General features: G+C 72.1%; 23 protein-coding genes. 8 read left to right on the forward strand and 15 right to left on the reverse strand.

The window, feature by feature from the left end; genetic code table 11:
- From EYW40_RS16635 to EYW40_RS16650, 4 genes are all read right to left on the reverse strand, one after another.
- Window positions 1-886 (reverse strand): nucleotide sugar dehydrogenase (locus EYW40_RS16635; protein WP_202614580.1); only part of this gene is annotated, 886 nt, incomplete at its 3' end.
- On the reverse strand, window positions 883-1,860 hold the full coding sequence (locus EYW40_RS16640) for a Gfo/Idh/MocA family protein (RefSeq protein WP_135822787.1): 978 nt from the start codon (window positions 1,858-1,860) through the stop codon (window positions 883-885). The genes EYW40_RS16635 and EYW40_RS16640, both read right to left, overlap by 4 nt.
- Window positions 1,853-2,938: a DegT/DnrJ/EryC1/StrS family aminotransferase gene (locus EYW40_RS16645; protein ID WP_135822788.1), complete on the reverse strand. Its 1,086-nt coding sequence runs from the start codon at window positions 2,936-2,938 to the stop codon at window positions 1,853-1,855. Before EYW40_RS16645 ends, EYW40_RS16640 begins: the two co-directional genes overlap by 8 nt.
- On the reverse strand, window positions 2,935-3,519 hold the full coding sequence (locus EYW40_RS16650) for an acyltransferase (RefSeq protein WP_135822789.1): 585 nt from the start codon (window positions 3,517-3,519) through the stop codon (window positions 2,935-2,937). The genes EYW40_RS16645 and EYW40_RS16650 overlap by 4 nt, the downstream gene beginning before the upstream one ends.
- A 390-nt stretch (window positions 3,520-3,909) precedes the next feature.
- Here EYW40_RS16650 and EYW40_RS16655 point away from each other — a divergent pair, with 390 nt between their 5' ends.
- The 4 genes from EYW40_RS16655 to EYW40_RS16670 all read left to right on the forward strand — a co-directional run bounded on the left by EYW40_RS16655 (window position 3,910) and on the right by EYW40_RS16670 (window position 7,868).
- Entirely contained in the window at window positions 3,910-4,461 is a 552-nt protein-coding gene (locus EYW40_RS16655) for a DUF7344 domain-containing protein (protein ID WP_135822790.1), read from the forward strand.
- 150 nt (window positions 4,462-4,611) lie between these two features.
- Window positions 4,612-6,267: an alkaline phosphatase family protein gene (locus EYW40_RS16660; RefSeq protein WP_135822791.1), complete on the forward strand. Its 1,656-nt coding sequence runs from the start codon at window positions 4,612-4,614 to the stop codon at window positions 6,265-6,267.
- 16 nt (window positions 6,268-6,283) lie between these two features.
- Window positions 6,284-7,288, forward strand: a complete 1,005-nt coding sequence (locus EYW40_RS16665; protein WP_135822792.1) for a lipid II:glycine glycyltransferase FemX — start codon at window positions 6,284-6,286, stop codon at window positions 7,286-7,288.
- A gap of 298 nt (window positions 7,289-7,586) precedes the next feature.
- Complete coding sequence (locus tag EYW40_RS16670; RefSeq protein ID WP_135822793.1) at window positions 7,587-7,868, forward strand: ArsR family transcriptional regulator; 282 nt, start codon at window positions 7,587-7,589, stop codon at window positions 7,866-7,868.
- A gap of 251 nt (window positions 7,869-8,119) precedes the next feature.
- Here the strand turns inward: EYW40_RS16670 and EYW40_RS20345 are convergent, their stop codons facing one another.
- On the reverse strand, window positions 8,120-8,242 hold the full coding sequence (locus EYW40_RS20345) for a hypothetical protein (protein WP_259370034.1): 123 nt from the start codon (window positions 8,240-8,242) through the stop codon (window positions 8,120-8,122).
- A 136-nt stretch (window positions 8,243-8,378) separates the two neighbouring features.
- Window positions 8,379-8,669 (reverse strand): HalOD1 output domain-containing protein, encoded by a 291-nt coding sequence (locus EYW40_RS16675; protein ID WP_161973230.1) that lies wholly within the window; start codon window positions 8,667-8,669, stop codon window positions 8,379-8,381.
- Window positions 8,670-9,111: 442 nt separating this feature from the next.
- Between EYW40_RS16675 and EYW40_RS16680 the strand changes: the two genes are divergently transcribed.
- Window positions 9,112-9,726, forward strand: coding sequence for a DUF7998 family protein (locus EYW40_RS16680; protein ID WP_135822794.1), 615 nt, complete (start codon window positions 9,112-9,114; stop codon window positions 9,724-9,726).
- Between the two features lie 172 nt (window positions 9,727-9,898).
- Here the strand turns inward: EYW40_RS16680 and nirK are convergent, their stop codons facing one another.
- Both nirK and EYW40_RS16690 read right to left on the reverse strand, forming a co-directional pair.
- Complete coding sequence (gene nirK, locus EYW40_RS16685; protein ID WP_135822795.1) at window positions 9,899-10,963, reverse strand: copper-containing nitrite reductase; 1,065 nt, start codon at window positions 10,961-10,963, stop codon at window positions 9,899-9,901.
- 169 nt (window positions 10,964-11,132) lie between these two features.
- Complete coding sequence (locus EYW40_RS16690; RefSeq protein ID WP_135822796.1) at window positions 11,133-11,450, reverse strand: DUF7553 family protein; 318 nt, start codon at window positions 11,448-11,450, stop codon at window positions 11,133-11,135.
- Between the two features lie 87 nt (window positions 11,451-11,537).
- Between EYW40_RS16690 and EYW40_RS16695 the strand changes: the two genes are divergently transcribed.
- Window positions 11,538-12,743, forward strand: coding sequence for a hypothetical protein (locus EYW40_RS16695; RefSeq protein ID WP_135822797.1), 1,206 nt, complete (start codon window positions 11,538-11,540; stop codon window positions 12,741-12,743).
- A gap of 42 nt (window positions 12,744-12,785) precedes the next feature.
- Here the strand turns inward: EYW40_RS16695 and EYW40_RS16700 are convergent, their stop codons facing one another.
- Both EYW40_RS16700 and EYW40_RS16705 read right to left on the reverse strand, forming a co-directional pair.
- Entirely contained in the window at window positions 12,786-13,085 is a 300-nt protein-coding gene (locus tag EYW40_RS16700) for a cupin domain-containing protein (protein WP_135822798.1), read from the reverse strand.
- Window positions 13,086-13,137: 52 nt separating this feature from the next.
- Entirely contained in the window at window positions 13,138-14,520 is a 1,383-nt protein-coding gene (locus EYW40_RS16705; protein WP_135822799.1) for a heme-copper oxidase family protein, read from the reverse strand.
- Window positions 14,521-14,679: 159 nt separating this feature from the next.
- Between EYW40_RS16705 and EYW40_RS16710 the strand changes: the two genes are divergently transcribed.
- Window positions 14,680-15,072: a MoaD/ThiS family protein gene (locus tag EYW40_RS16710; protein WP_135822800.1), complete on the forward strand. Its 393-nt coding sequence runs from the start codon at window positions 14,680-14,682 to the stop codon at window positions 15,070-15,072.
- Here EYW40_RS16710 and EYW40_RS16715 read toward each other — a convergent pair.
- Window positions 15,056-16,267 (reverse strand): FAD-dependent oxidoreductase, encoded by a 1,212-nt coding sequence (locus EYW40_RS16715; RefSeq protein WP_135822801.1) that lies wholly within the window; start codon window positions 16,265-16,267, stop codon window positions 15,056-15,058. The two genes, EYW40_RS16710 and EYW40_RS16715, sit on opposite strands and share 17 nt — an antisense overlap.
- Window positions 16,268-16,351: 84 nt before the next feature.
- On the opposite strand from EYW40_RS16715, the gene EYW40_RS16720 reads away from it, so the two are divergent.
- Window positions 16,352-17,005 (forward strand): helix-turn-helix domain-containing protein, encoded by a 654-nt coding sequence (locus EYW40_RS16720; protein WP_135822802.1) that lies wholly within the window; start codon window positions 16,352-16,354, stop codon window positions 17,003-17,005.
- Window positions 17,006-17,037: 32 nt separating this feature from the next.
- Here EYW40_RS16720 and EYW40_RS16725 read toward each other — a convergent pair whose 3' ends face one another.
- Genes EYW40_RS16725 through EYW40_RS16740 form a run of 4 tightly spaced genes read right to left on the reverse strand, consistent with a single transcriptional unit; the run spans window position 17,038 to window position 20,894 of the window.
- Window positions 17,038-18,363: a P-loop NTPase gene (locus EYW40_RS16725; protein WP_135822803.1), complete on the reverse strand. Its 1,326-nt coding sequence runs from the start codon at window positions 18,361-18,363 to the stop codon at window positions 17,038-17,040.
- A gap of 1 nt (window position 18,364) precedes the next feature.
- On the reverse strand, window positions 18,365-19,039 hold the full coding sequence (locus EYW40_RS16730) for a hypothetical protein (protein ID WP_135822804.1): 675 nt from the start codon (window positions 19,037-19,039) through the stop codon (window positions 18,365-18,367).
- Window positions 19,036-19,938 (reverse strand): HEAT repeat domain-containing protein, encoded by a 903-nt coding sequence (locus tag EYW40_RS16735; protein ID WP_135822805.1) that lies wholly within the window; start codon window positions 19,936-19,938, stop codon window positions 19,036-19,038. The genes EYW40_RS16730 and EYW40_RS16735 overlap by 4 nt, the downstream gene beginning before the upstream one ends.
- Window positions 19,935-20,894, reverse strand: coding sequence for an ethylbenzene dehydrogenase-related protein (locus EYW40_RS16740; RefSeq protein WP_135822892.1), 960 nt, complete (start codon window positions 20,892-20,894; stop codon window positions 19,935-19,937). The genes EYW40_RS16735 and EYW40_RS16740 overlap by 4 nt, the downstream gene beginning before the upstream one ends.
- Window positions 20,895-20,957: the final 63 nt, after the last annotated feature.

Consider the following 20,957-nt stretch of genomic DNA (forward strand, 5'->3'; position numbering starts at 1 on the left):
AGTAGGGGATGCAGTGGCCGCCGACGCCGACGCCGGGGTCGTGGATGTCACAGAACGGCTGGGTGTTGGCCACCTCGATGGCCTCGTTGACGTCGACCCCGAGTTCGTCCGTGAAGCTCGCCAGCTCGTTTGCCAGCGCGATGTTGACGTCGCGGTAGACGCCCTCGAACACCTTCACGCACTCCGCGGTGGTCGCGTCGCTGACGGGCACCACGTCGTTGACCGTGAGTTCGCCGTAGACGGTCTCGGCGATGGCCGTGCTCTCGGCGTCGGTGCCGCCGACGACCTTCGGGTACGCGCCGCGGATGTCCTTCAGCGCGCGCCCGCTGGAGGTCCGCTCGGGGCAGAACGCCAGCCCGAACTGGTCGGTCGAGAGGCCGCTCTCCTCGACCAGGACCGGCTCGACAACGTCCTCGCAGGTGCCCGGCGGCACGGTCGACTCGACGAACACCACGTCGCCGGGGTCCAGCCCGGTCGCGATGTCCCGGACCGCCGTCCGGAGGTTCGAGAGGTCGGGGTGGTTGTCGTCACGCAGCGTCGTCGGCACGATGACGACGTGGACGCTCGCCTCGGCGGCCGCGGCGGCCGGGTCGGCCGAGGCGCGGAACGCGCCGGCGTTGACCGCCGCCGAGGTGAGTTCGGGGAGCCGCGGCTCGCCCTCGACGTGACAGTCGCCGTCGTTGATGCGCGCGACGACGTCCTCGTCGACATCGACGCCGATCACGTTGCTCGTGACGCCCGCGTACACGACGGCCAGCGGCAGGCCCATCTTGCCGAGCCCGTACACCGCGACCGGCACCTCGCCGTCGACGAACGCGTCGCGGCGCTCCTCCAGCGGCGACCCGACGCCGTACAGCTTCGCCGACTCGTCCTCGCGGAGCTTCACGCCTGATGCACCTCCTGTGGTCGCCCGACGCGGTCCGCGGCGGTGCCGTCGATCCGGTGGGCGATAGACAGCGCCCGGAGGCCGTCCTCGCCGGTGACGACCGGCTCCGCCCCCGTCTCGACGGCCTCGGCGAACGCCGACAGCTCCTTTTTCAGCGGCTCGCCGTTGTCGACGGTCGGCCGCTCGATCACCGTCTCGTTGCGGTAGCGCACGTCGCCGTTCCGCTCGACGTACTCGGGCAGGGAGTGGCGGTGGATGCCGACGGTCTGTTTCATGTAGTCGACGTTCACCTGGCACTCGCGGGCCGTGATGGAGAGCTGTCGGACCCGCTCCTGCGTGACGCGGCTGGCGGTGAGCGTGCCGACGACGCCGTCGTCGAACTGGAGCGACGCCGTCACGTAGGGGTCCTCGGGGGACCGGAAGGCGTCGACGTCGGTCACGTCGCCGTCGACCAGCGACCGCACGACGTCGATGTCGTGGATCATCAGGTCTAGGACGGCGCTGTCGCCGATCTCGCGGTCGACCGGCGGGCCGAGCCGGCGCGCGTCGACGGCGATCACGTCCAGGTCGGGGACGATGTCCTGAACCGTCCGGACCGCGGGATTGAACCGCTCGACGTGGCCGACCTGCAGGGTCAGGCCGGCCTCCCGCGCCGTCGCGATCAGGTCGCGGCCGGCGTCGGGGTCCGCGACGAACGGCTTCTCGACGAGCACGTGCGTGCCGTGGTCCATCGCATCCTTCGCGACGGCGTAGTGGTACTCCGTGGGGACGGTCACCGAGACGGCGTCGGCACCGGTCAGCACGGCCTCCGTCGAGAGGGCGCGGGCGTCGTAGTCGTCGGCGACCGCCTCGGCGCGCTCGGCGTCCTGGTCCGCGACGGCGAACAGTTCGACGTTCGGTAACTCGCGATACACCCGGGCGTGGTGGCGTCCCATACTGCCGACGCCGATGACTCCGGCTCTGATCTCAGACATTGTCGTAGGTGTGGAGGCTGTCGGTGATCCGGCGCAGGTCGTCCGCGTCCAGCCCCGGGTGGACGGGGAGCGACAGCACGGTCCCGGCGGCGCGCTCGGCGTTCGGGGCGTCCGGGTTGGCGTCCGCGTACGCCGGCTGCGCGTGGATCGGGCGGGGGTAGTAGACGGCGGTGTCGACGCCGCGGTCGTCGAGGTGGCTCCGGAGCGCCTCGCGGTCGCCGGTGCGGACCGTGTACTGGTGGAACGCGTGCGTGCGGCCGTCGGGCTCGACGGGGGCGGTCACGCCCTCGACGTCCCGGACCGCGTCGGTCAGGGTGGCCGCGTTGGCGCGCCGCGCGGCGACGTTGTCGGGGAGCTTCGTCAACTGCGCCCGCCCGATGGCCGCGGCGATGCTCGTCATGCGGAAGTTGTGGCCGAGTTCGGCGTGCTCGTACGCGTCCGTCCGGCCGTGGTTGACGAAGCGGGCGGCCCGCTCCGCGACGTCCGCGCGGTCGGTGGTGATCATGCCGCCCTCCCCCGTCGTCATGTTCTTCGTCGGGTAGAAGGAGAAGCAGGCGGCGTCGCCCAGCGAGCCGACCGGCTCGCCGCCGTACTCGGCCCCGTGGGCCTGCGCGGCGTCCTCGACCAGCGCGAGGTCGTGGGCGTCGGCTATCTCGCGGAGCCGGTCCATCTCGGCCGGGAGGCCGTACAGGTGGACCGCGAGGACCGCGTCGACGTCGCGCTCGCGGGCGATCCGCTCGACGTCGTCCGGGTCGAGGTTGTACGTCCGGGGGTCGACGTCGGCGAACACCGGCTCCGCGCCCGCAAAGCGGACCGCGTTGGCGCTCGCGACGAAGGAAAACGGCGTCGTGACGACGCGGTCGCCCTCGCCGATCCCGAGCGCCTCGAAGGCGGCGTGGAGCGCGGTCGTCCCGTTGGAGGTGGCGACCGCGTGCTCCGTCCCGCAGAACTGTGCGAACTCCGACTCGAACTGCCGGACGAGGGGGCCGTCCGCGACGTAGCCGTCGTCGAGCACGTCCGCGACGCGGCGCTTCTCCTCCTCGCCGATGTCGGGGGCCGCGATGGGGATCGAGCTCATGCGATCGCGTTCCCCCCTTCGAGCGCGTCCGGGAGCGGCCGGAACTCGGCCGGGACGCCCACCGCGAGCGTGTCCGGCGGCACGTCCCGGTCGACCACCGCGCCGGCGGCGACGAACGACCCCTCGCCGACGGTGACGCCGGGCAGGATCGTCGCGTTCGCGCCGACCGAGACGCCGTCCTCGATGGTCGGCCCCTCCAGTTCCGTCGCCTGCCGGACCGGGTAGGCGTCGTTCGTGAGCACCGCCCGCGGGCCGAGGAACACGTTGCTCCCGACCGTCGTCTCCGGCGGGACGTACACGCCCGTCTGGACGCTGACGTGCGAGCCGACGTCGACACGACCGTCGACAACGCTGTCGGTGCCGACGACCACGTCGTCGCCGAACGTCGACTCCTCGCGCACGAGGACGCCGTGGCCGGTGACGAACTCGTCGCCGGCGCGGACGTCGGCGTAGACGATGGAGTTGCGGCGGACGACCCCGTCGTCGCCAAGCACCGTCGGCCCGGGGTCGTCGCGGTAGTCGTAGCCGACGGTCGCGCCGTCGTCGATCCGCGTCCCCTCACCGGTCACGACCTCGGCCATGCGATCACCTCCGTGGGGGACCGGCCGCCCGCGGGGGGCGGGCGCTGTTCGGACACTCCGTTGCAGGTTTGTGACGTGTACTGGGGGATTTCCGCCCAGCGACCCTGTGCAAGCGGCATGAAAGGCTACTCCCTGCTTATGAGGCGGCGGTCTTTGTTATTGAGCGCCTTTCCCCCGGGTATGAGCGCCCTTCAGCCCGCCCGCCGGCGGTAAGCGGCTCGCGGAGCCGGCGCGAGCGCTCGCGCCGATCCCGCGGGCGGCGGGGCCGTATACCGTTGTTACCGTGACTGTAACCACTATGTAACAAAGTGATGATACCGGGATACCACGCTCTAGAAGTCTTCGAACGGGTAGGTGGCAACTCAAGCGACGACAAACCGCGCCCAATTAATGTCTCAATCCGACACAAGCGAACTCTCGCAGGACATCGTGTTCGACCTCCTCAGCAGCCCCAGACGCAGGTTCGTCCTGTACTACCTGCGCCGGGAAGACGAGCCGGTCGAACTGCGGCAGCTGGCCGACGAGGTGGCCGCGTGGGAAAACGACATGCGCGTCGAGGAGCTCACGAGTCAACAACGGAAGCGAGTGTACGTCTCGCTGTACCAGACACACGTCCCGAAACTCGACGAGGCGGGGATCGTCGAGTACGACCAGGACAGCGGCATGGTCGGGCTCGCCTCCCGCGCCGACGAGCTGGGGAGCTACCTCGGCACGGACGAGTCCGACCAGCCCTGGCAGATGTACTACCTCGCGATCGCCGTCGCCGGCGCGGTGCTGTACGCGCTGGTCGCGTTCGACGTGTCGGCGTTCGCCGGGGTCCCGGAGGACCTCGCGTTCCTCGCGATCATCGTCGCGTTCGGCCTCGCGGCGGTCGCCCACTACCTGTACAACCGGTTCCGGGAGCCGGAGATCGACGCCGACCTCGTGAACGTGAACCGGTAGCCGGGCCGCGTCGCCGAGGGTCGCCCCGAAACGGGACGCCGTAGCGGACGTTTCTTCGCCGACGCCGGGTCCGGTACGACGGACCTAACCGGCCGGTCGGCGACACCTATACTCTGCATAACAAAGGGTTCGTCGGGGGACAGCACGGGTATGGAACGTCGGGAGCGGACCGAACTGTCGACGGCGCTGGTGGGCATCGACGCCGCCTGCCACGGCGTCCTCGACCCGCTCGTCGAGGCGGGAGCCGTGCCGAACATCGCCGACCTCCTCGCAAACGGCGCGAGCGGGCCGCTGGAGTCGGGGATCCCGCCGTGGACGCCGAGCGCGTGGCCGTCGCTGTACACCGGGACGAACCCCGGCAAGCACGGCGTGTTCGACTTCCTCTCGTTCGAGGGGTACGACTGGGACGTGGTCAACGCGACGGACGTCGACGAGCGCCCGCTGTGGGGTCACCTCGACCGGCACGGCCGCTCCAGCGTCGTCGTGAACGTCCCCGTCACCCACCCGCCCGAGGAGTTCGACGGCGCGCTGGTGCCGGGCTACGTCGCGCCGGAGGACCCCGACTGCCACCCGGCGGGGCTGCTCGACGACCTCCGCGACGCGCTCGGCGGGTACCGCGTCTACCCGGACGACGTCCCCGGCGACGAGGCCCAGCGCAGGGAGTACGCGCGCGTCGCGCGGTCCCGCGGCGAGGCGTTCCGCTACCTCGTCGACCGCTTCGACCCCGACTTCGGGTTCGTCGAGTTCCAAGTCACCGACACCGTCTTCCACGACCGCCCCGGCGACCAGGCGGCGGTGCGGGCGGTGTACGAGGCGGTCGACGAACAGATCGGGAAGATCCGCGAGGAGTGCGACCCCGACACGGTCGTGCTCGCCAGCGACCACGGGATGGGGCGGTACCGCGGCCGGGAGTTCCGGGTCAACGAGTTCCTCCGCGACTCGGGCGACGTGACGGCCGTCCGCGGCGGCGACGGCATGCCGACGTGGGCGACCGTCCGGGACGGGCAGTTGAAGCAGGGCGCGTCGGAGCCGGGCGACGGGGCGTCCGGCGGCGCGGACGCCGACGCGACGGCCGGGGGCGTGGCGGCCACCGCGATGGCCGGGCTGGCGCGGGTCGGCCTCACCAGCCAGCGGATCGGCCGCGCGCTGGAGGCCGTCGGCCTCGCCGACGCGGTGGCCGAGCGCGTCCCCTCGTCGGTCGTCAGCGCCGGCACGGCGCAGGTCGACTTCCCGGCCTCCCGTGCGTACGTGCGCTCGCGGATCGAGTGCGGCGTCCGGATCAACCTGCAGGGCCGGGAGCCGGCGGGCGTCGTGCCCCCGGACGAGTACGAGGCCGTCCGCGACGACCTGATCGAGCGGCTCTCGGCGGTGCGGACGCCCGAGGGCGATCCGGTGTTCGAGGACGTCGCGCGCCGCGAGGCGTACTTCGAGGGGCCACACGTCGACCGCGCCGTCGACGTCGTGACCGTCCCGACGGCGTTCGACCACTTCCTCTCGGCCCGCCTCGCCGGGTCGCAGTTCGGCGACCCCACGGAGCCGTGGAACCACAAGCGCGACGGGGTCGTCGCCGTCGCGGGCGACGGCGTCGACGAGGCGGCGGCGCTCGGGGACGCGCACCTGTACGACGTCGCGCCGACCGTGCTCGCGACGATGGGCGTGCCGGCCGCCGAACGGATGGACGGGACGGTCCTGCCGGCCGTCGACCCGGTCGGCGAGCGGCGCTACCCCGACTACGACCGGCACTCGGCGGCGACGGCCGACGGGGACGTCGAGGACCGCCTGGCGAACCTCGGGTACATCGAATGAGCAGCGAGGGCATCAGATGAGCATCGATATCACCACGATCGACGACGAGGAGGAGTGGAACCGCTACGTCGAACGCTCGGACGGGACGACCCCGCTCCACCGCTACGGCGCGCTGGCGCTCCAGGCGGACTACGCCGAGGCGACGCTGTACCCCTACGCGGGGTTCAAGGGACAGGAGGCGGTCGGGCTGTTCCCCGTCTTCGAGATCCGGAAGGGACCGGTGTCGACGGCGTTCTCGCCGCCGCCGGACATCCGGGTCCCCTACCTCGGCCCCGCGACCCTGAACGTGGCCAAACTGAAGCGGCGCAAGCGCGACCGCCGCGTGAAGCGGTTCGTCGAGGGGTGTTTGGAGCGGATCGAGGAGGAGATCGGCCCGAAGTACGCCCACTTCCGGACCGACGGGCGGTTCGAGGACCTGCGGCCGTTCGGCTGGAACGACCACGACGTGACGCCGGAGTACACGTACCTGGTCGACCTGACGGCCGACGAGGAGACGGTGAAGGGGCGGTTCAGCAGCGACGCCCGGAGCAACATCCGCGACGGCGAGGACGCCGCCTACACCATCGAGGAGGGCGGCCCGGCGGCGATAGAGCGCATCGTCGAGCAGGTCCGCAACCGCTACGAGGCACAGGACGTCTCCTTCCACCTGTCGACGGAGTTCGTCGTCGACCTGTACGAACGCCTGCCGGCGGGGAGCATCCGGCCGTACGCGCTCCGCGTCGACGGCGAGTTCGTCGGCGGCATCCTCGCCATCGACGACGGGGACCGCGTCTACCGGTGGCAGGGCGGCGTCCGGCCGGACGCGGAGACGGAAGTCGCGCCGAACGACCTGCTCGACTGGCGGGTGATGCACGACGCGATGGAGCGCGGGCGGTCGGGCTACGACCTCGTCGGCGCGGACTCGCCCCGGATCAACCGCTACAAGGCGAAGTTCGGCCCGGAACTCGAAACGTACTACAGCGTCGAGCAGGGGACGCCGGTGATGAACACGATGGCCCACCTCTACCGGAAGTTCCGGTGACCGGCCGCTACGACGCGTAGCCGCGAGTCTTCTTCTGTGAGCCGGGTTCCGCACCGGCGAGTTCGCCGACCGGCTAGCGGCCGCGCCGGCGCGGCCCGTGCCGGAGTAGCTGGGTCGTACGCGCGGTGAACCGGCCGGCCCGGCGGACGGACCGGTGAACCGAGTGGCAACAGCGGCACAACGGAGTGGCAGTTACGCGTTCGTTACCCGGGATCCATCGGCGCGAAACTGAACGGTAACGGGTAATTCAAACACGACTATAAACACGAGTTAAGGTCGTCAACGCCGTACGGTCGGTATGACCGAGGTGTGGGACGAGATCGGGTTCGTCATCAGCTCGCGGTACCGGGTCGCAGTCCTGAAACGGCTGGCCGAGGGGCCGGCGACGCCGTCGCAGATCGCCACCGACTCCGAGCTGTCGATAGCGCATATCTCCAGGAGCCTCCGCCGGCTCCGCGACCGCGACCTCGTGGAGTTGCTCGTCTCGGAGGACCGGAAGAAGGGGCGGGTGTACGGGATCACGGACCGCGGCGAGACCATCTGGGGACAGATTCAGGCCGAGAACATGCTCGAGGAGTAACCTGTCGGGCGGTCCAGCGACCGTGACGGCGACCGCAGCGGCGCTCCGGATTTCCTCGGCGAACGTGAGAACCATCAGCCGCGGCGTCGGCGGGAACGCGAGTTCCGCGTGAGCGGTTCGAGCGTCGGATCGGTCGACGAGCGCTGCCGACCCGGCGTCGACGGTCACCGGGCGAACGTGACAGTAAAGCGGTTATTTCCTGTTTTAACCCCCGTTTCGCCGCGCCCGCGTGCCGACGGCGGTGCGGGCGGTCACTCCGCCTCCCCGTCCTCGTCGTCGCCGGGTATCAGCATTTCCGGCTCCCGATCGTAGGTCGGCGTCCTCGCGAACTGTCGAATGCGTTTCCAGTCGTCTCCTGACAGTCGTCCCGTCATTAGCGCAGGATTTCGCCGCTGTGGGTAAAAAGGGTAGAGGTGGTTCACCGGAGTAAACGCCGCGAACCGGTCGCAGGCACCGGCTACTCCGCGGCCGCGCCCGGACAGTCCATCCGCCCTCGCGCCTAAAACCGGGTTAGCGGCCGGGCGTCACCCGGACCCGCCCGCCGTCGAACACCGTTATCGTACAGCCCCATCCCGAAAACTGGCACGTGAGGTCGGCGTCGGCGCCGGCCGACTCGAAAAGGGAGTCGAGCGCGTCGGGGTCTATCACCTCGTAAAGCGCGGGCGATAAGTCTAGTGGGTCGGTGTCGAGCGCCTCCGCCACCGCCAAAACGACTGTCGTGCTCGGGTCGCCGTCCTCCGCCGTCCGAGAGACCGACGTCGGCCGAATGTCGGATCGTTGCTGCGAAGGGGCTACCGTCATACCGCTATTAGTATCACTAGTCATATATGGGTCGTGCTGACTCAACCCGACTACGCCGGACCTGGGTAATAAACCTTCCCGTCGGTGGATCTACCACGCGCCCGATCGGTTACGGGGTCGCGAGGGATCGGTGGCCTCGGAGCAGGACCGCGGCGGCGGGGCCGCGTCGAGGCCATCGGGAACGACTGGGCCGTGCCGGTAAGCAGCGATTACTCGACGAAAGGTGTGCTTAACCGGCGACGGACGCCAGCCCGGGACGGCGATGCCCCGAACCGCCCGTCCGCCGGGAACCCGTTACAGGCATACATGTGTAAAGAGTCGGGAGCGTCGGGGGCGAACTGAGGGCCGACCCCGGACTGCCGGGCAGCCCGTCAGGTCCGCCCGGATAGGACCGAACACGTTCGGGAGCACGGCAAGGGGCCGCGCGCCCGTACGTCGCGGTATGCCCGGCATCCCCTCGCCGTTCTCGGACGACGACGGCGACGACGCGGCGGAGACGTTCGACGAGTACGACGAGTTCGTCCCCGACCACCTCCCGGAGCCGGGAGCGTTCCTCGACGGCCACGACGTCCTCGCCGGCGACGACCACCTCGACTTCCACGACCTCACCCGGGACCTGTTCGAGGAGCGGGGCGTGTACGACATGACGTTCGGCTACAACCTCGCCAGGCTGAACCTCGACACGCGCCACCCGTCGGCCGGCTACCGGTACGCCGTCGAAACCGACGGTGGCGACGCGCCCGCGGCGGCCGACCGCGCCGTCCTCCGGGCGGAGTTCACGCCGACGACGGAGTTCTGCCCGCAGAGCGACACGCTCGTCCGCGGGTCGTTCCGGGCGTGGAACGGCCTCGCCGACCGCCACGAGTACGACCTCGTCCGCGTGCGCGTCGACGGCGTCCACCACAACAGCGAGGAGATAAACGAGGACATGCGCCAGTTGGAGGAGACGTTCCTCGAAACCGACTCGGTGACGCGCGTGTCCGACGACTCCGGCGGGCCCGGCGAGTCGACGCCGGGGCGGGAGGGGTCCGGCCGCGGCCCGACGTCGCCGTTCTGATCGCCGCCCCGTCGTCGGGGGTCGACCGGCGGCCAGCGGACGGGCCTCACGGCGATAGTCGCGGGAGAAACGAAACGGCGGTGGGATGACAGGGTGCGATGGAGCGGTCGCTACCGGGACTGTGCCGGCGCGCGACCGGCAGAGCGGACGGCGGCGGTCGCCGACGTCCCCGTTACGGGTCCGGGTTGAACACCTCGGGGTTGTCCTCGCCCTCGGCGGTGACGATGCTCATGCAGCCACGTCGGGCGACCCGGCTGAGCGCGTGGTCGACCAGCTTGTAGTTCCCGGGGACGGGGAAGTCCATCGTGGCGACGGTGGTGCTCCCCGGGGCGACCGGCTTCGTCTGGATGTGGGTCTGCGGGTCGGTCGACAGCGACCCCTCGGGGTACAGCTTCTCCCAGACGTTGCCGATGGGGTGGTAGCTGCTGGTGAGGTTCGGCCCGCCGGTGACGAAGTACGTCCGGACGGTCTGGCCCGTCTCGACCGTCGCCGCCGCCCCGTACTTGTCGGGGGTCATCGCGTAGCTCTCCCCGTTCATCACGACGTACGTGGGGTCCTCGGCGGCCATCGACGCCATGTCGAACTTGTGGTGGCCCTCCGTCCCGGCCTCCTTGTCGGTGTATATCTCGTGCTGGCCGAGGTACACCTCCTCGTCGACTTCGGGCAAGCCGTCCTCCGGTTCGACGAGGATGATCCCGAACATGCCCGCGCTGATGTGCATGTCCATGTTCGGGACGGCGCAGTGGTAGATGTACGCGCCGGGGTACGTCGCCTTGAACTGCAGGTTCGCCGTCTCCCCGGGCGCGGTCATCGTCGCCTCCGCGCCGCCGCCGGGGCCGGCACAGGCGTGGAAGTCGACGTTGTGCGGCATCGTGTTCTCCTCGGGGTTCCGGAAGGTGACGTTGACCGTGTCGCCCCGCCGGACCCGGATGAACGGCCCGGGGACCGTCCCGTTGTACGTCATGTAGTCGAAGGTGACGCCGTCCTCGACCTCGGCGGTCACCTCGCGGGGGACGAGCTCGACGTCGACCTCGGCCGGCTCGTCGCGGTCGATCGGGTCGGGGATGTCGGTCGGGTCCGCGGCGACGCGGTCGACCTCCGGAGTCGCGGCCTGTTCCATCCGCTCGCGCTGTTCCGTGCGGTCCTGGGCGGTAGGGGCGTTCGCGCAGCCAGCCACAGCGGTCGCGCCGCCGATACCCATCGCCTGAAGCACGCGCCGTCGGGAAGATTCGAACATTGGTGGGACCTCCTTGCAAGTAGACGTAGTGGCCTCACCCGTATCAAACGATTCTACGGTTCTCAGGCCCCGAGAACGGTTTCCAGGCCCTGAGAACCCGGCCGAACCGGTTCGGCCGTCTTTTTTAAGCACCCCGGCCTCGGCGGCTCCGGGCAGCCACGGCGACCCGTCACACCCCGTCGACCCGCGCCCGGAACGCCTGCAGGTAGCGGCGCGCCCGGGCGACGTGTCGCGCCCGTGGCTCCCGCACCTCCGCGAGCAGCAGGGTCAGCGAGTACTGGACGCGCTCGAGTCGCCCCTGGTCCGGCCGGCGGTCCTTCTCCCGGGCCAGGAACCAGAGTTCTGCGGCGAGGTCGTCGATGCGGTCCTCCCGCCCGGTGTCCGGCGGCGTCTCGATGGCGCGGAGCAGCGCCTCGTTCGCGGCGGAGAGCGCCGGGCGCGGATCGCCCGCCGCGATGTCGTCGGACCCCGTACGCCGGGAGCGCATGGGGCGGCGTAGTGCCGGGCGGACGAAACCACTACCCCCGAACCTGTTCGGATCAACGACTTCCGGGGGCGTCCCCAACGGTCCCGTATGGGTACGTCGGGTCACGCCGCGACCGCCTCGCGCGGGTCGCGCCGGTTCGTCGCGGTCGGGGTCGTCGCGCTGGTCGTCTGGCAGGCCGCCGTCCTGGCCGGCGTCCCGCGCCGGACGAGCGTCGCGCTCGGGGCGTTCGGCTTCGTCCTGCACGTCGTCTTCGGGAAGGCGTACGCCCTGCTGCCGTCGTACTTCGACCGCCGGCTGGCGGCGCCGCGCGCGCCCGCCGTCCACCTCCCGCTCTCGGTCGGGGGCGTTGCCGGACTCGCGCTGGCCCCGCTCGACGGCGTCCCCCGGGCCGCGGCGGCGGTCGGCGCGGGCGCGTGGGCGCTCGGCGTGGCGGTCTTCGTCGGCGTCGTCGCCGCCACCGTCCGGGACAACCCGACCGGTGGCGAGACGGGGACCGGCAAGGCGAACGCGCACCGGCGGCCGGTCGACCGCGCGGCGAACGCCGTCCTCCCGGTCGCCGTCGCCTACCTCGCCGCGGGCGCGTACGGCGTGGCGGCCGCCGCCGGGGTCGCCCCGGTTCCGGCCGCCGTCCCCGCGTTCGGCCTCGCCCCCGCGGCGTCGCACCTGCTGGTCGCTGGCGGCGCGGCGCTCGTCCTCTTCGCCGTCGGGTTCCGGCTCCTGCCGCGCCTGCTCGGCGCGTCGCCGCCACGTCCGCTGGTCGCGGTCGTGCTCCCGGCCGGGGCGCTCGGCCCGGGGCTGGTCGCCGCGGGGGTCGCCGGCGCGGGGACGCTCCACGCCGGCGCGGCGCTGCTCGCCGCCGCCGTCGTCGGGTTCGCGGCGGCCGTCGTCGTCCTCGCGGCGCGGGCCGACCGTCGCCGGGTGGGCGTCGGCGCGGTCGTCACCGGCCCGGGGTTCGGCGTCCTCGGCGTCACGCTCGGCGCGGGCTTCGCGTTCGGCTTCGCCGACGCGACCCTCGTGCCGGCCCACCTGCGGGCGAACGTGCTCGGCTTCCTCGGGCTGACGATCGTCGGCGTCACCTACCACTTCTACCCGCCGGCCGTCGGGTCGCTGCCGGGCGTCGGCGAGCGCCCGGCGCGGGCCGCCGCGGCGGCGCTCGCGGGCGGCCTGCTGGTCGAGATCGGAGGACTGTGGAGCACGTGGCCCGCCGCGGTCGCCGCGGGGCGCGCGGTCGGTCTCGCCGGCGCGCTGGCGTACGCGTGGGTGGTGCTGGGGCTGTTCTACGAGCGCGGGTAGGAGAGATCGGAGGCCGCGGTGCCGGAGCCGACACCGGCCCCGTCACTCGGCCGGCGCGAACACGACCAACGCACGCGCGTCCTCGACCGCCCGCGGCGATATCTCCCGCTCGCCGCTGAACTGCACGGCGTCGCCGGGGGTGACCTCGTACGTCTCGTCGTCCAAGCGGAGTTCGATGGTGCCCTCCATCCCGTACAGCACGATGTCGTGGTCCGGGTGGTGGTGGCCCGGGACCTCGTCGCCGGCGTCGAGCGACAGCCGGACGGTCCGCGGGCGGTGCTCTGCGAACACTTCGGCGTGGGGTTGGTCCGTCAGGTCGTCGACGCTCGTCAGTTCGGCCATCGGTCGTCGATACGCGGCCGCCGGGCGAGGCGGTTCGGCCGAACGTGTTCGGTCACCGGTCCGGGAGGTCCGCGCCGTCGCCCGGGCCGTCCCCGGGACCGTCGCCGCCCTCGCCGCCGAACCGGCCGACCAGGACCGCGGGGACCGACTGCGGCCCGTGCCGGCGGAGGACGAGCAGGAGGTTGGCGGCGAAGACGACGCTGCCGAGCAACACGAGGCCGCCGCCGGCGGCCCCGACGACCGCCGGGACCCGCAGCCCCCACGCGGGGAGCAGGTCCGCCGCGACGAGCAGCGCCGCCCCGCCGAGGAGCGCGGCGAAGTCGGCCGCGGCGAGGCGGTCGTCGTAGAGGTCGTCGATCATCGGCACCGGCTCGTAGCCGAGCAGGTCGCTGTACCGGTGGACCCAGACGATGAAGGGGACGACGTGGTACAGCGTCCCGAGCACGACGAAGCCGACGCCGCCGAGCGTGAGCAGGTGGACGGTGCCCGGCGCGCCGAAGCGCGCGTCGACCGCGAGCGGGTCGGCGACCCACGCCGGGAGGGTCAGCGCGGCCCACGCGGCCAGCGCCACGGCGGCGACGGCGTACCGCGACAGCATCGGCGTCCACTCGACGCTCGTCTCGACCAGCCGGCGCGCGAGTATCGCCGCGACGGCGAGCACGCTCGCGACCACGAGGACGCCGCCGACGCGGGCGATCAGGGGGTCGCGCAGCAGCCGCCCGCCGGCGAGCGCGACGACGCCGACCGGGTAGCTCACCTCCTCGACCCCGCGGAGGTAGCGGTCGACGCCGTGTAGTTCCGTCTGCGTGAACATCGTCGCGAGCTGGTACAGCGCGCCGAAGACGGTCGTCAGGACCGCGCCGAACGCCGCCAGCGTGGCGTGCGCCCCGACGACGTCGACCCGGGCCACCGGCAGGTCGAGAAACACCGGGTCGGTGAAGCCGAGGGCGAGCGTCACGCCGAGGGGCGTAAGGACGACGAAGTACGCGAGCGCCAGCGCGAAGTGGCGCTCGGTGACGTCGAGGGGCCGCGCCGTCGCGAGCGTCCGGGCGAGGTTGTACGCGAACGTCCAGAACCCGGCGAGTATGAGGCCGCCGGCGTAGGGGAGCAGGTCGTACCGCTCGGCCAGCAGCGACCACGCGAAGCCGACCAGCCCCGCGGTCACGAGCCACAGCTGGGCGGTCGCCAGCCGCCGGGAGTGGAGTTCCGTCCCGGACCAGACGGGGACGAACTGGGTCATCGCGCCCATGATCGTGATACAGACCCAGCCCACGAGCAGCAGATGCAAGCGCACGAGGTCGACGAGCGGCGCGTCGAATACCGTGCCGACCGCGCCGCCCGCGACGAGAAAGCCCAGCGCGACGACGAAGTGCCGGAGCGGCACGGCCATCGGCGGCTGCGCGTCCGTCTCGACGTCGCCGGGAACCACGCTCATGTCCGTCGCTACGGCGGCCCGCTCCCTCGGCGTCGCCCCGAACGTGTTCGGCATCCGGGCGGCCGGCCGCTACTGCCGCCGCGGCTCCTGTGCGCCCGGCCGGGCTACCCGAACACGTTCGGGGAGATCGGTAGGGCCATGCCGGTCGAACGGTACCGTATGGCAACGTCCACAGCGGAAACCGACGCGACCCAGACGACGGTCGACGTGAAGTGCACCGGCCACGTCCGCACCGAGGTCGGCGAGCCGACGCTGTCGTACACGTTCGAGGGCGACCGGCTCCGGGACTTCCTCGACGACTTCTTCGCGGAGTACGACGTCGAGGACCTCCTGATAGCGGAGACGGAGGCCGAGGCGACCACCGACGGCTGGGCGACCGTGCCCGACGAACTGCCCGGGAAGTGGGCGAAAAACCCCGAGGGCGAGCAGACCCGCCCCTACGCCCGGGTCGTCGTCAACGGGACGTTCAACGAGCACCTCGACGGCCTCGACACCGACCTGAACGACGGCGACCGCGTCGCGCTGATGTACCCCTTCATCTACTGCTGCTGACCCGCGGCGGGTCACCGCCCCCGCCCGTTCCGCCCGGTTCGTCGTCGGGGACCGACGCGTTTGCCACCCGACGGCGTCGGATACGCTCGAACAGCGTGGCGGGGAAGGCGTAGGCCGCCGCGTTGCGAAGCCGACAGGCGACCGACGACTGGAGCGTCCCGAGCCGCCCCAGCCGGCGGGACTCCGCCCGAACCCGGTTCGCGCGGTCCACCCGCTCGGACTCGTACGCGGTGAACGCGTCCCGGGGAGTCCCGTTCGCGTCGAGGGCGTGCGCCAGCGCGACCGCGTCCTCGACCGACTGCGCGGCACCCTGCCCCGCGAACGGCAACATGCCGTGCGCGGCGTCGCCCGCGAGCACCGTCGATCCGCGGTGCCAGCGGTCCAGCGCGGGCAGGTCATTCAGCCCGGTCGCGATGACGTCCGCCGGCTCCAGCGAGTCGACGACGGTCGGGACCGGCTCCGGGTACGTCGCGAAGTACGAGCGGATATCGGCCACGGACGCGGGGGTCGGGACGTCCGCCGGTGCCGTGGCGAACCAGTAGAAGCAGTCCGGGCCGACCGGCGCGCCGCCCGTGTAGGTCCCGCGCCCCCACACTTCGACGCCGACCGACCGGCGGTCGGGCGGGAGGTCCACCGCGGTCAGCGCCCGGAGCACGGTCGTGTCGAGCGACCGGGCCGTCGCGGGCGCGACCGCCTCGCGGACGGCGGAGTCGATGCCGTCCGCGCCGACGAGGACGTCCGGGCGCACCGCCGACCCGTCGGTGAAGCGGACGGTCGGCGAGGCCGGGTCCTCCACCGCCTCGCATCGCTTCCCCGTCCGGACCGGAGCGTCCAGCGCATCCCGGAGGATCTCCAGGAGTGCGGCCCGGCGGACCGCGACGAACCCGTAACCGAACGCCTCGCGCTCGACGTTCCCGAGGTCGAACGCCTGCAACAGTCGGCCGTCCGGGGAGCGGATCTCGGTGTCGGAGAGGGCCATTCCGGCCTCGCGGATCCGGGCGGCGACGCCGATCGATTCGAGGGCCAACAGCGCGTTCGTCTGCAGGAGGATGCCGGCCCCGACGGGCCGGTACTCCGGCGCGGCTTCGTACACGGCGACGTCGAAGCCGCGTTGCTCCAGCGCCACCGCGGTCGTCAGCCCACAGATCCCGCCGCCGACGACGGCTATCCGGGGGCTGTCGTCGCGTCGACTCATGCGTCACGATACGACCGGCGTCCGCTCGAACTCGCTGCAGTCCATACGCGGTTCTTTATACGTTCGGCGTCCGTCTCCCCGCCGATGCGCTACCTCACGGTTCGGTCCACGGCGGACGGCGCGGCGCTGCACCCGCTCGGGCGGGAACTGCGGGACGCACCCGGCTTCTCGCGCGAGGCGATCCACCACGCCGAACTGCTCGACGACGGCACCGTACTGATGCTCGCCGAGGGGAGCGGCGACTCCACCCGCTACGAGTCGGTCATGCGCGAGTCCCCGCACGTGGTGGAGTTCATGGTCTCCGGCGACGAGCGCTGGATCGCGGTCAGCCAGTTCGAGTCGTCCGCGGCGACAGAGCGGATCATGGCGGAGGCGGCCCGCCCGGGTGTCGTCGTCGATACGCCGATCGACATCGACCCCGACGGGGCGCTCCGGATCACGTACCTCGGCGGCGAGTCGGCGCTCCAGGACCTGTACAGGTCGATGACGGGCGACGACCCGGTCCGCGTCGAGGTGCTCGAAACGGGGTCGTACACGCCGGACCAGAACTCCCTCACGCGGCTTCTCACCGACCGACAGCGGGAGGTGCTCGACGCCGCGGTCGAGGCGGGATACTACCGCACACCGAGGGCGGGGACCCACGAGGACGTCGCCGCCGCCCTCGACCTCGCCCCGACGACGGTGGGCGAGCACCTGCGGAAGGTCGAGGAACGGGTGTTTACCGCGATCGCTCGCTGAGCGCCGCGTGCGGCGACGGACGCGGCGAGTCGCTACGCCGGGACGGCCGGTCGGGACACTGCCATCACCCACTCGTCGGGCGCTTGCCGGCGGACGTCGTAGCGTTCGAACGCGTCCTCGGGCGACTCCGCCCCGCCCACGACGTCCGCAAGCATCGCCGCCAGCGGCGACGGGTCGTGATCGTTGACGAGGTAGAACGTCTCGCCCGGGGAGAGCGCCTTGAACTCCTCGATCGCCTGCTCGTGGCGCACCTGCGGCGGGAGGCCGCGGATGTCCAGCGCGTGGTCCGGCACCGCCACGTCGCCGGTCTCCTCGACGCGGGAAAGCACCTGCCCGGCGAGCGCGGCGAACTCGTCGGGGACGGGGCCGTCCATCCCGCGGACGCGCTCGTCGAACGGCAGGTCCGCGAGGACGGGCGCGTCGAGTTCCGCCTCGACGTCCGCGTCCGGGAACAGGTCGTGCTCCCGGCCGCAGTCGCAGGTGAACCCGCGCATGTTGACCACCGTCCCGAGCACGGGGACGGCGTTCTCCTCGAACAGCGTCGCGCTCCGGCCGGTGTCGCCGACGGCGGTCGGGTACGGCGTGGTGACCAGCACCGCGCCGTCGACCGGCAGGCCCTGGAGCGTCGTCAGGACGATGTCGCCCGTGCCCGGCGGGAGGTCGACCACGAGCACGTCCAGGTCGCCCCAGGCGGCGTCCTCGAACAGTTCGGTCACGGCCTCGTGGGCCATCGCCCCGCGCCAGGCCAGCGGCGCGTCGTTGGCGATCAGCCCGACGCTCATCGCGGCGATGCCGTCGGCCTCGATCGGCTCGGCGTCGCCCTCGTCGTTGGCCGTCACCGGCCCCTCCAAGTCGAGCAGTTCGGGCACGTTCGGGCCGTAGAGGTCGGCGTCGAACAGCCCCACGTCGCGCTCCCCGTCGGCGGCGAGCGCGCGGGCGAGCTGGGTCGACACGGTCGTCTTCCCGACGCCGCCCTTCGCGCTGGCGACGGCGATCACCGTGTCGATGCCCTCGGGGCGCTCGACGCCGTCGGCCCCGTCGTCCGGGGTGTCGCCCTCGACCTGCGCCCGCTCGACGCCGGGCGTCGACAGCGCCTCGCGCCGGAGCGCCTCGGTCACGTCCTCCGCCGTCTCCGCGTCGAACCCGGCGAGGTCGACGGTGATCGTCGCGACGCCCTCCGCGACCGACACGTCCGTCACCAGCCCGGACTCGACTACGCTCGTGCCCAGGTCCGGGTCCTCGACGGCGGCGACCGCCTCGCGGACGCGTTCGGCGGCGTCGCCCGGTGCGTCGGCGGGTCGGCCGTCGGTGCCTCGGGCGTCGTTGCTTCGGTCGTCGTCGGTGTCGTGTCCGGTCATGTTACCAGGCCTCGAACTCCTCGGCGTCCTCGTCGGGCTCGCGGTCGCTCATCAGCGTGCCGCCGTACGCCCGGAAATCGAGGTCGTAGGCGTTGGCGACGGCGTCCAGCGAGTCCTCGCGCTCGGCGATGGTCGCGGTGTCGAACCCGAACGACTCGACGGCGTCGACGAGTTCGTCGTCGCCGACGTACCCCTCGTCGTAGGCCGCGGCGATCCCGTCCCGAAGCACGTCGGCGTTGCGGCGGAGCCGCTTTGCCTCCTCGAACCGCTCGCGCATCTCGTCGGTCGGGCTCCCCCGATCCACGGGGATCGCGTTCAGTTCCTCGACCGCGCGCTCGTCGAAGCTGTCCGCCATCTTCAGCAGTTCGACGACCTGCTCGCGGGGCGACAGTTCGGCCCAGGCGTCGAGGGCCTCCTCGGCGACGACCGCGTCGACGGCCTCGCCCCACGTCGTGTCCCGCTCGACGTCCTCGAACGCCTGCGCGACGAACGCGCCGACGTGTTCGTCCGGGATGGTGACGCCGAGCGACTCCTCCAGTCCGCCGCCGGTCTCGTCGCCGTCGGTCACCCGGCCGCTGTGGCCGTGTTCCCCGTGGTCGCCGTGGCCGCCCTCCGGCGGTCGGTCGTCCGCGCCGTGCGCCCCTCCGGTCGTGTCGAGGTCGTATGCGTCGGTCATCGGTTCTCACGCTGCCCCTGGGTCAGCCCGTCGGTCACGCCGGCCATCCCCGGACCGCCGGGGCCGCCCCCCGGACCGTCCGGCCCGTCGTCGGACCGCGACCCGGGGCCGCCCCCGGGCGCGCCGGGGTCGTCCAGGCCGGCGTCTATCTGTTTCGGGTCGACGCCGCGGGCGGTGGCGAGCGCGCGCTTCGCCGACCGCCGCACGTCGTCGCTCCGGTCGTTCAGCCCGTGGCGCTCCAGGGCGTCCTCGGCGCGGTCGGTGCCCAGGTCGCCGAGGCTCGCCGCGGCCTTCGCGCGGACGAACGCCTCGGGCTCCCGGGCCAGCACCGCCGCGAGGATGCGGACGGCCTCGCTCACGTCCTCGGCGTACTCCCGGAGGAAGTCCGCGGCGTACTCGCGGACGGCCGGGTGGCGGTCCGTCTTGATCCGCTCGACGAGCAGTTCCTGGGAGGCCGCGCCGGTCTTCGACAGGCCGATCACGGCGTTCCGGCGAACGAAGCCGCTCCCGTCGTCGAGCGCGTTGCGGAGCGTCGCCTCGTCGTCCGGCGCGGCGCGGGACGCCGCGACGACGGCCTCCGCGCGGACCCAGCCGGCCTCGTCGTCGAGCGCCGTCCGGATCGCCGCCTCGGCCGCGCCCTCGCCGTCGGTCCCCCGGGCCGCGAGGCCGAGCGCCTCGACGGCGAACTGCCGCACGTCCGCGGCGTCGTCGTCGGTCGCTCGCCCGGCCAGCCGTGCGACGGTCGACGGCTGCAGCGAGCCGCCGTCCGCGAGGTCGACCAGGCCGAGCGCGGCGTCGCGGCGGTCGCGCTCGCGGGCCGACAGCAGTTTCTCGCGGAGCTGTACCTCGTCGTCCGTGCGCGCCCGCCCCCGGGCGCTGCGGTTGGCGTACTCGGTCATCGTCTGAGCCTCCAGTAGCTGAAGAGCCACGCCGCCGCCGTCGCGAGGACGAGCGCCGTAACCCAGTTCGTCGCCGACCGGGCGAGCCACAGCACCGAGTCGCCGGCCTCGCCCGCGGCCGCCTCGGCACCGCTGCCGCCGCCGCCGTCGCCGTCGTCGCTCCCACCGCTCTCGGCGGCACTCAGCCCGCCGTTCTCCGTGTCGAGCACGGTGTAGCGGAGCGTGATCGACTTCTGGCCGTTCACCTCGTCGGCGCTCCCGTTCCACACCGCGAAGGCGAGGTACATCTGGTCGGCCTCGTCGAACGCGGCGTCGAACTCCCCGTCCGCGCCGCGCTCGCGGACGAACACGACCGACCAGCCGTCCTCGGTGCGCTCGGCGTTTGCCGCGACGGTTTGGCTGGGCGCGTGCGAGAGCGAGCCGTAGCCCCGGGCGTAGTAGTTCTGCGCGAACTGGTCGTAGCTCGCCTGCGAGAGCGGGTTGCCGGCCGCCTGCCCCGGCTTCGTCTCGTTTTCCGGATGCGGGTAGTTGTACATGTCGCCGCCGGGGTCGGCGTCGGAGAACTGCCAGCTCGCCCGCCAGTACCAGATGTCGACGGGGTCGCCGCTTGCCCCCATCGTGATCGGCGGCTTGCTCCCGCCCCGGAGCATGATCGCGGCGGCGTCGCTGTACGCCCCCGGTTCGCTGATGTTGGTGTCGCGGGTCGGGTCCTCCCACTCCAGCCGGAAGGCGACGTGCGTGTCGTTCGTCACCGACTGGACGGTCATCCCGTCGACGCTCCCGCCGCCGTGGGGCAGCGCCATCTGCTGCTTGTTGAGCGACACCTCCCGGGTCGGCGCGTCCTCCCACTGCGCGGCGTCGGGCTGGGCGGGCACGCTGTCGACCGCCTGCATCTCCTGGTGCCCGGCGGTGACGACCGTGACGAGCGCCACCTGCCCGACCATCACCAGACACATGACGACGACCGCGAGCTTCGTCGCGCGCTTGGCCGCCGGGCGGTCCAGCGACGGCCGGGAGAG

The organism is Halostella litorea (assembly GCF_004785955.1).
GTDB classification, from domain to species: domain Archaea; phylum Halobacteriota; class Halobacteria; order Halobacteriales; family Natronoarchaeaceae; genus Halostella; species Halostella litorea.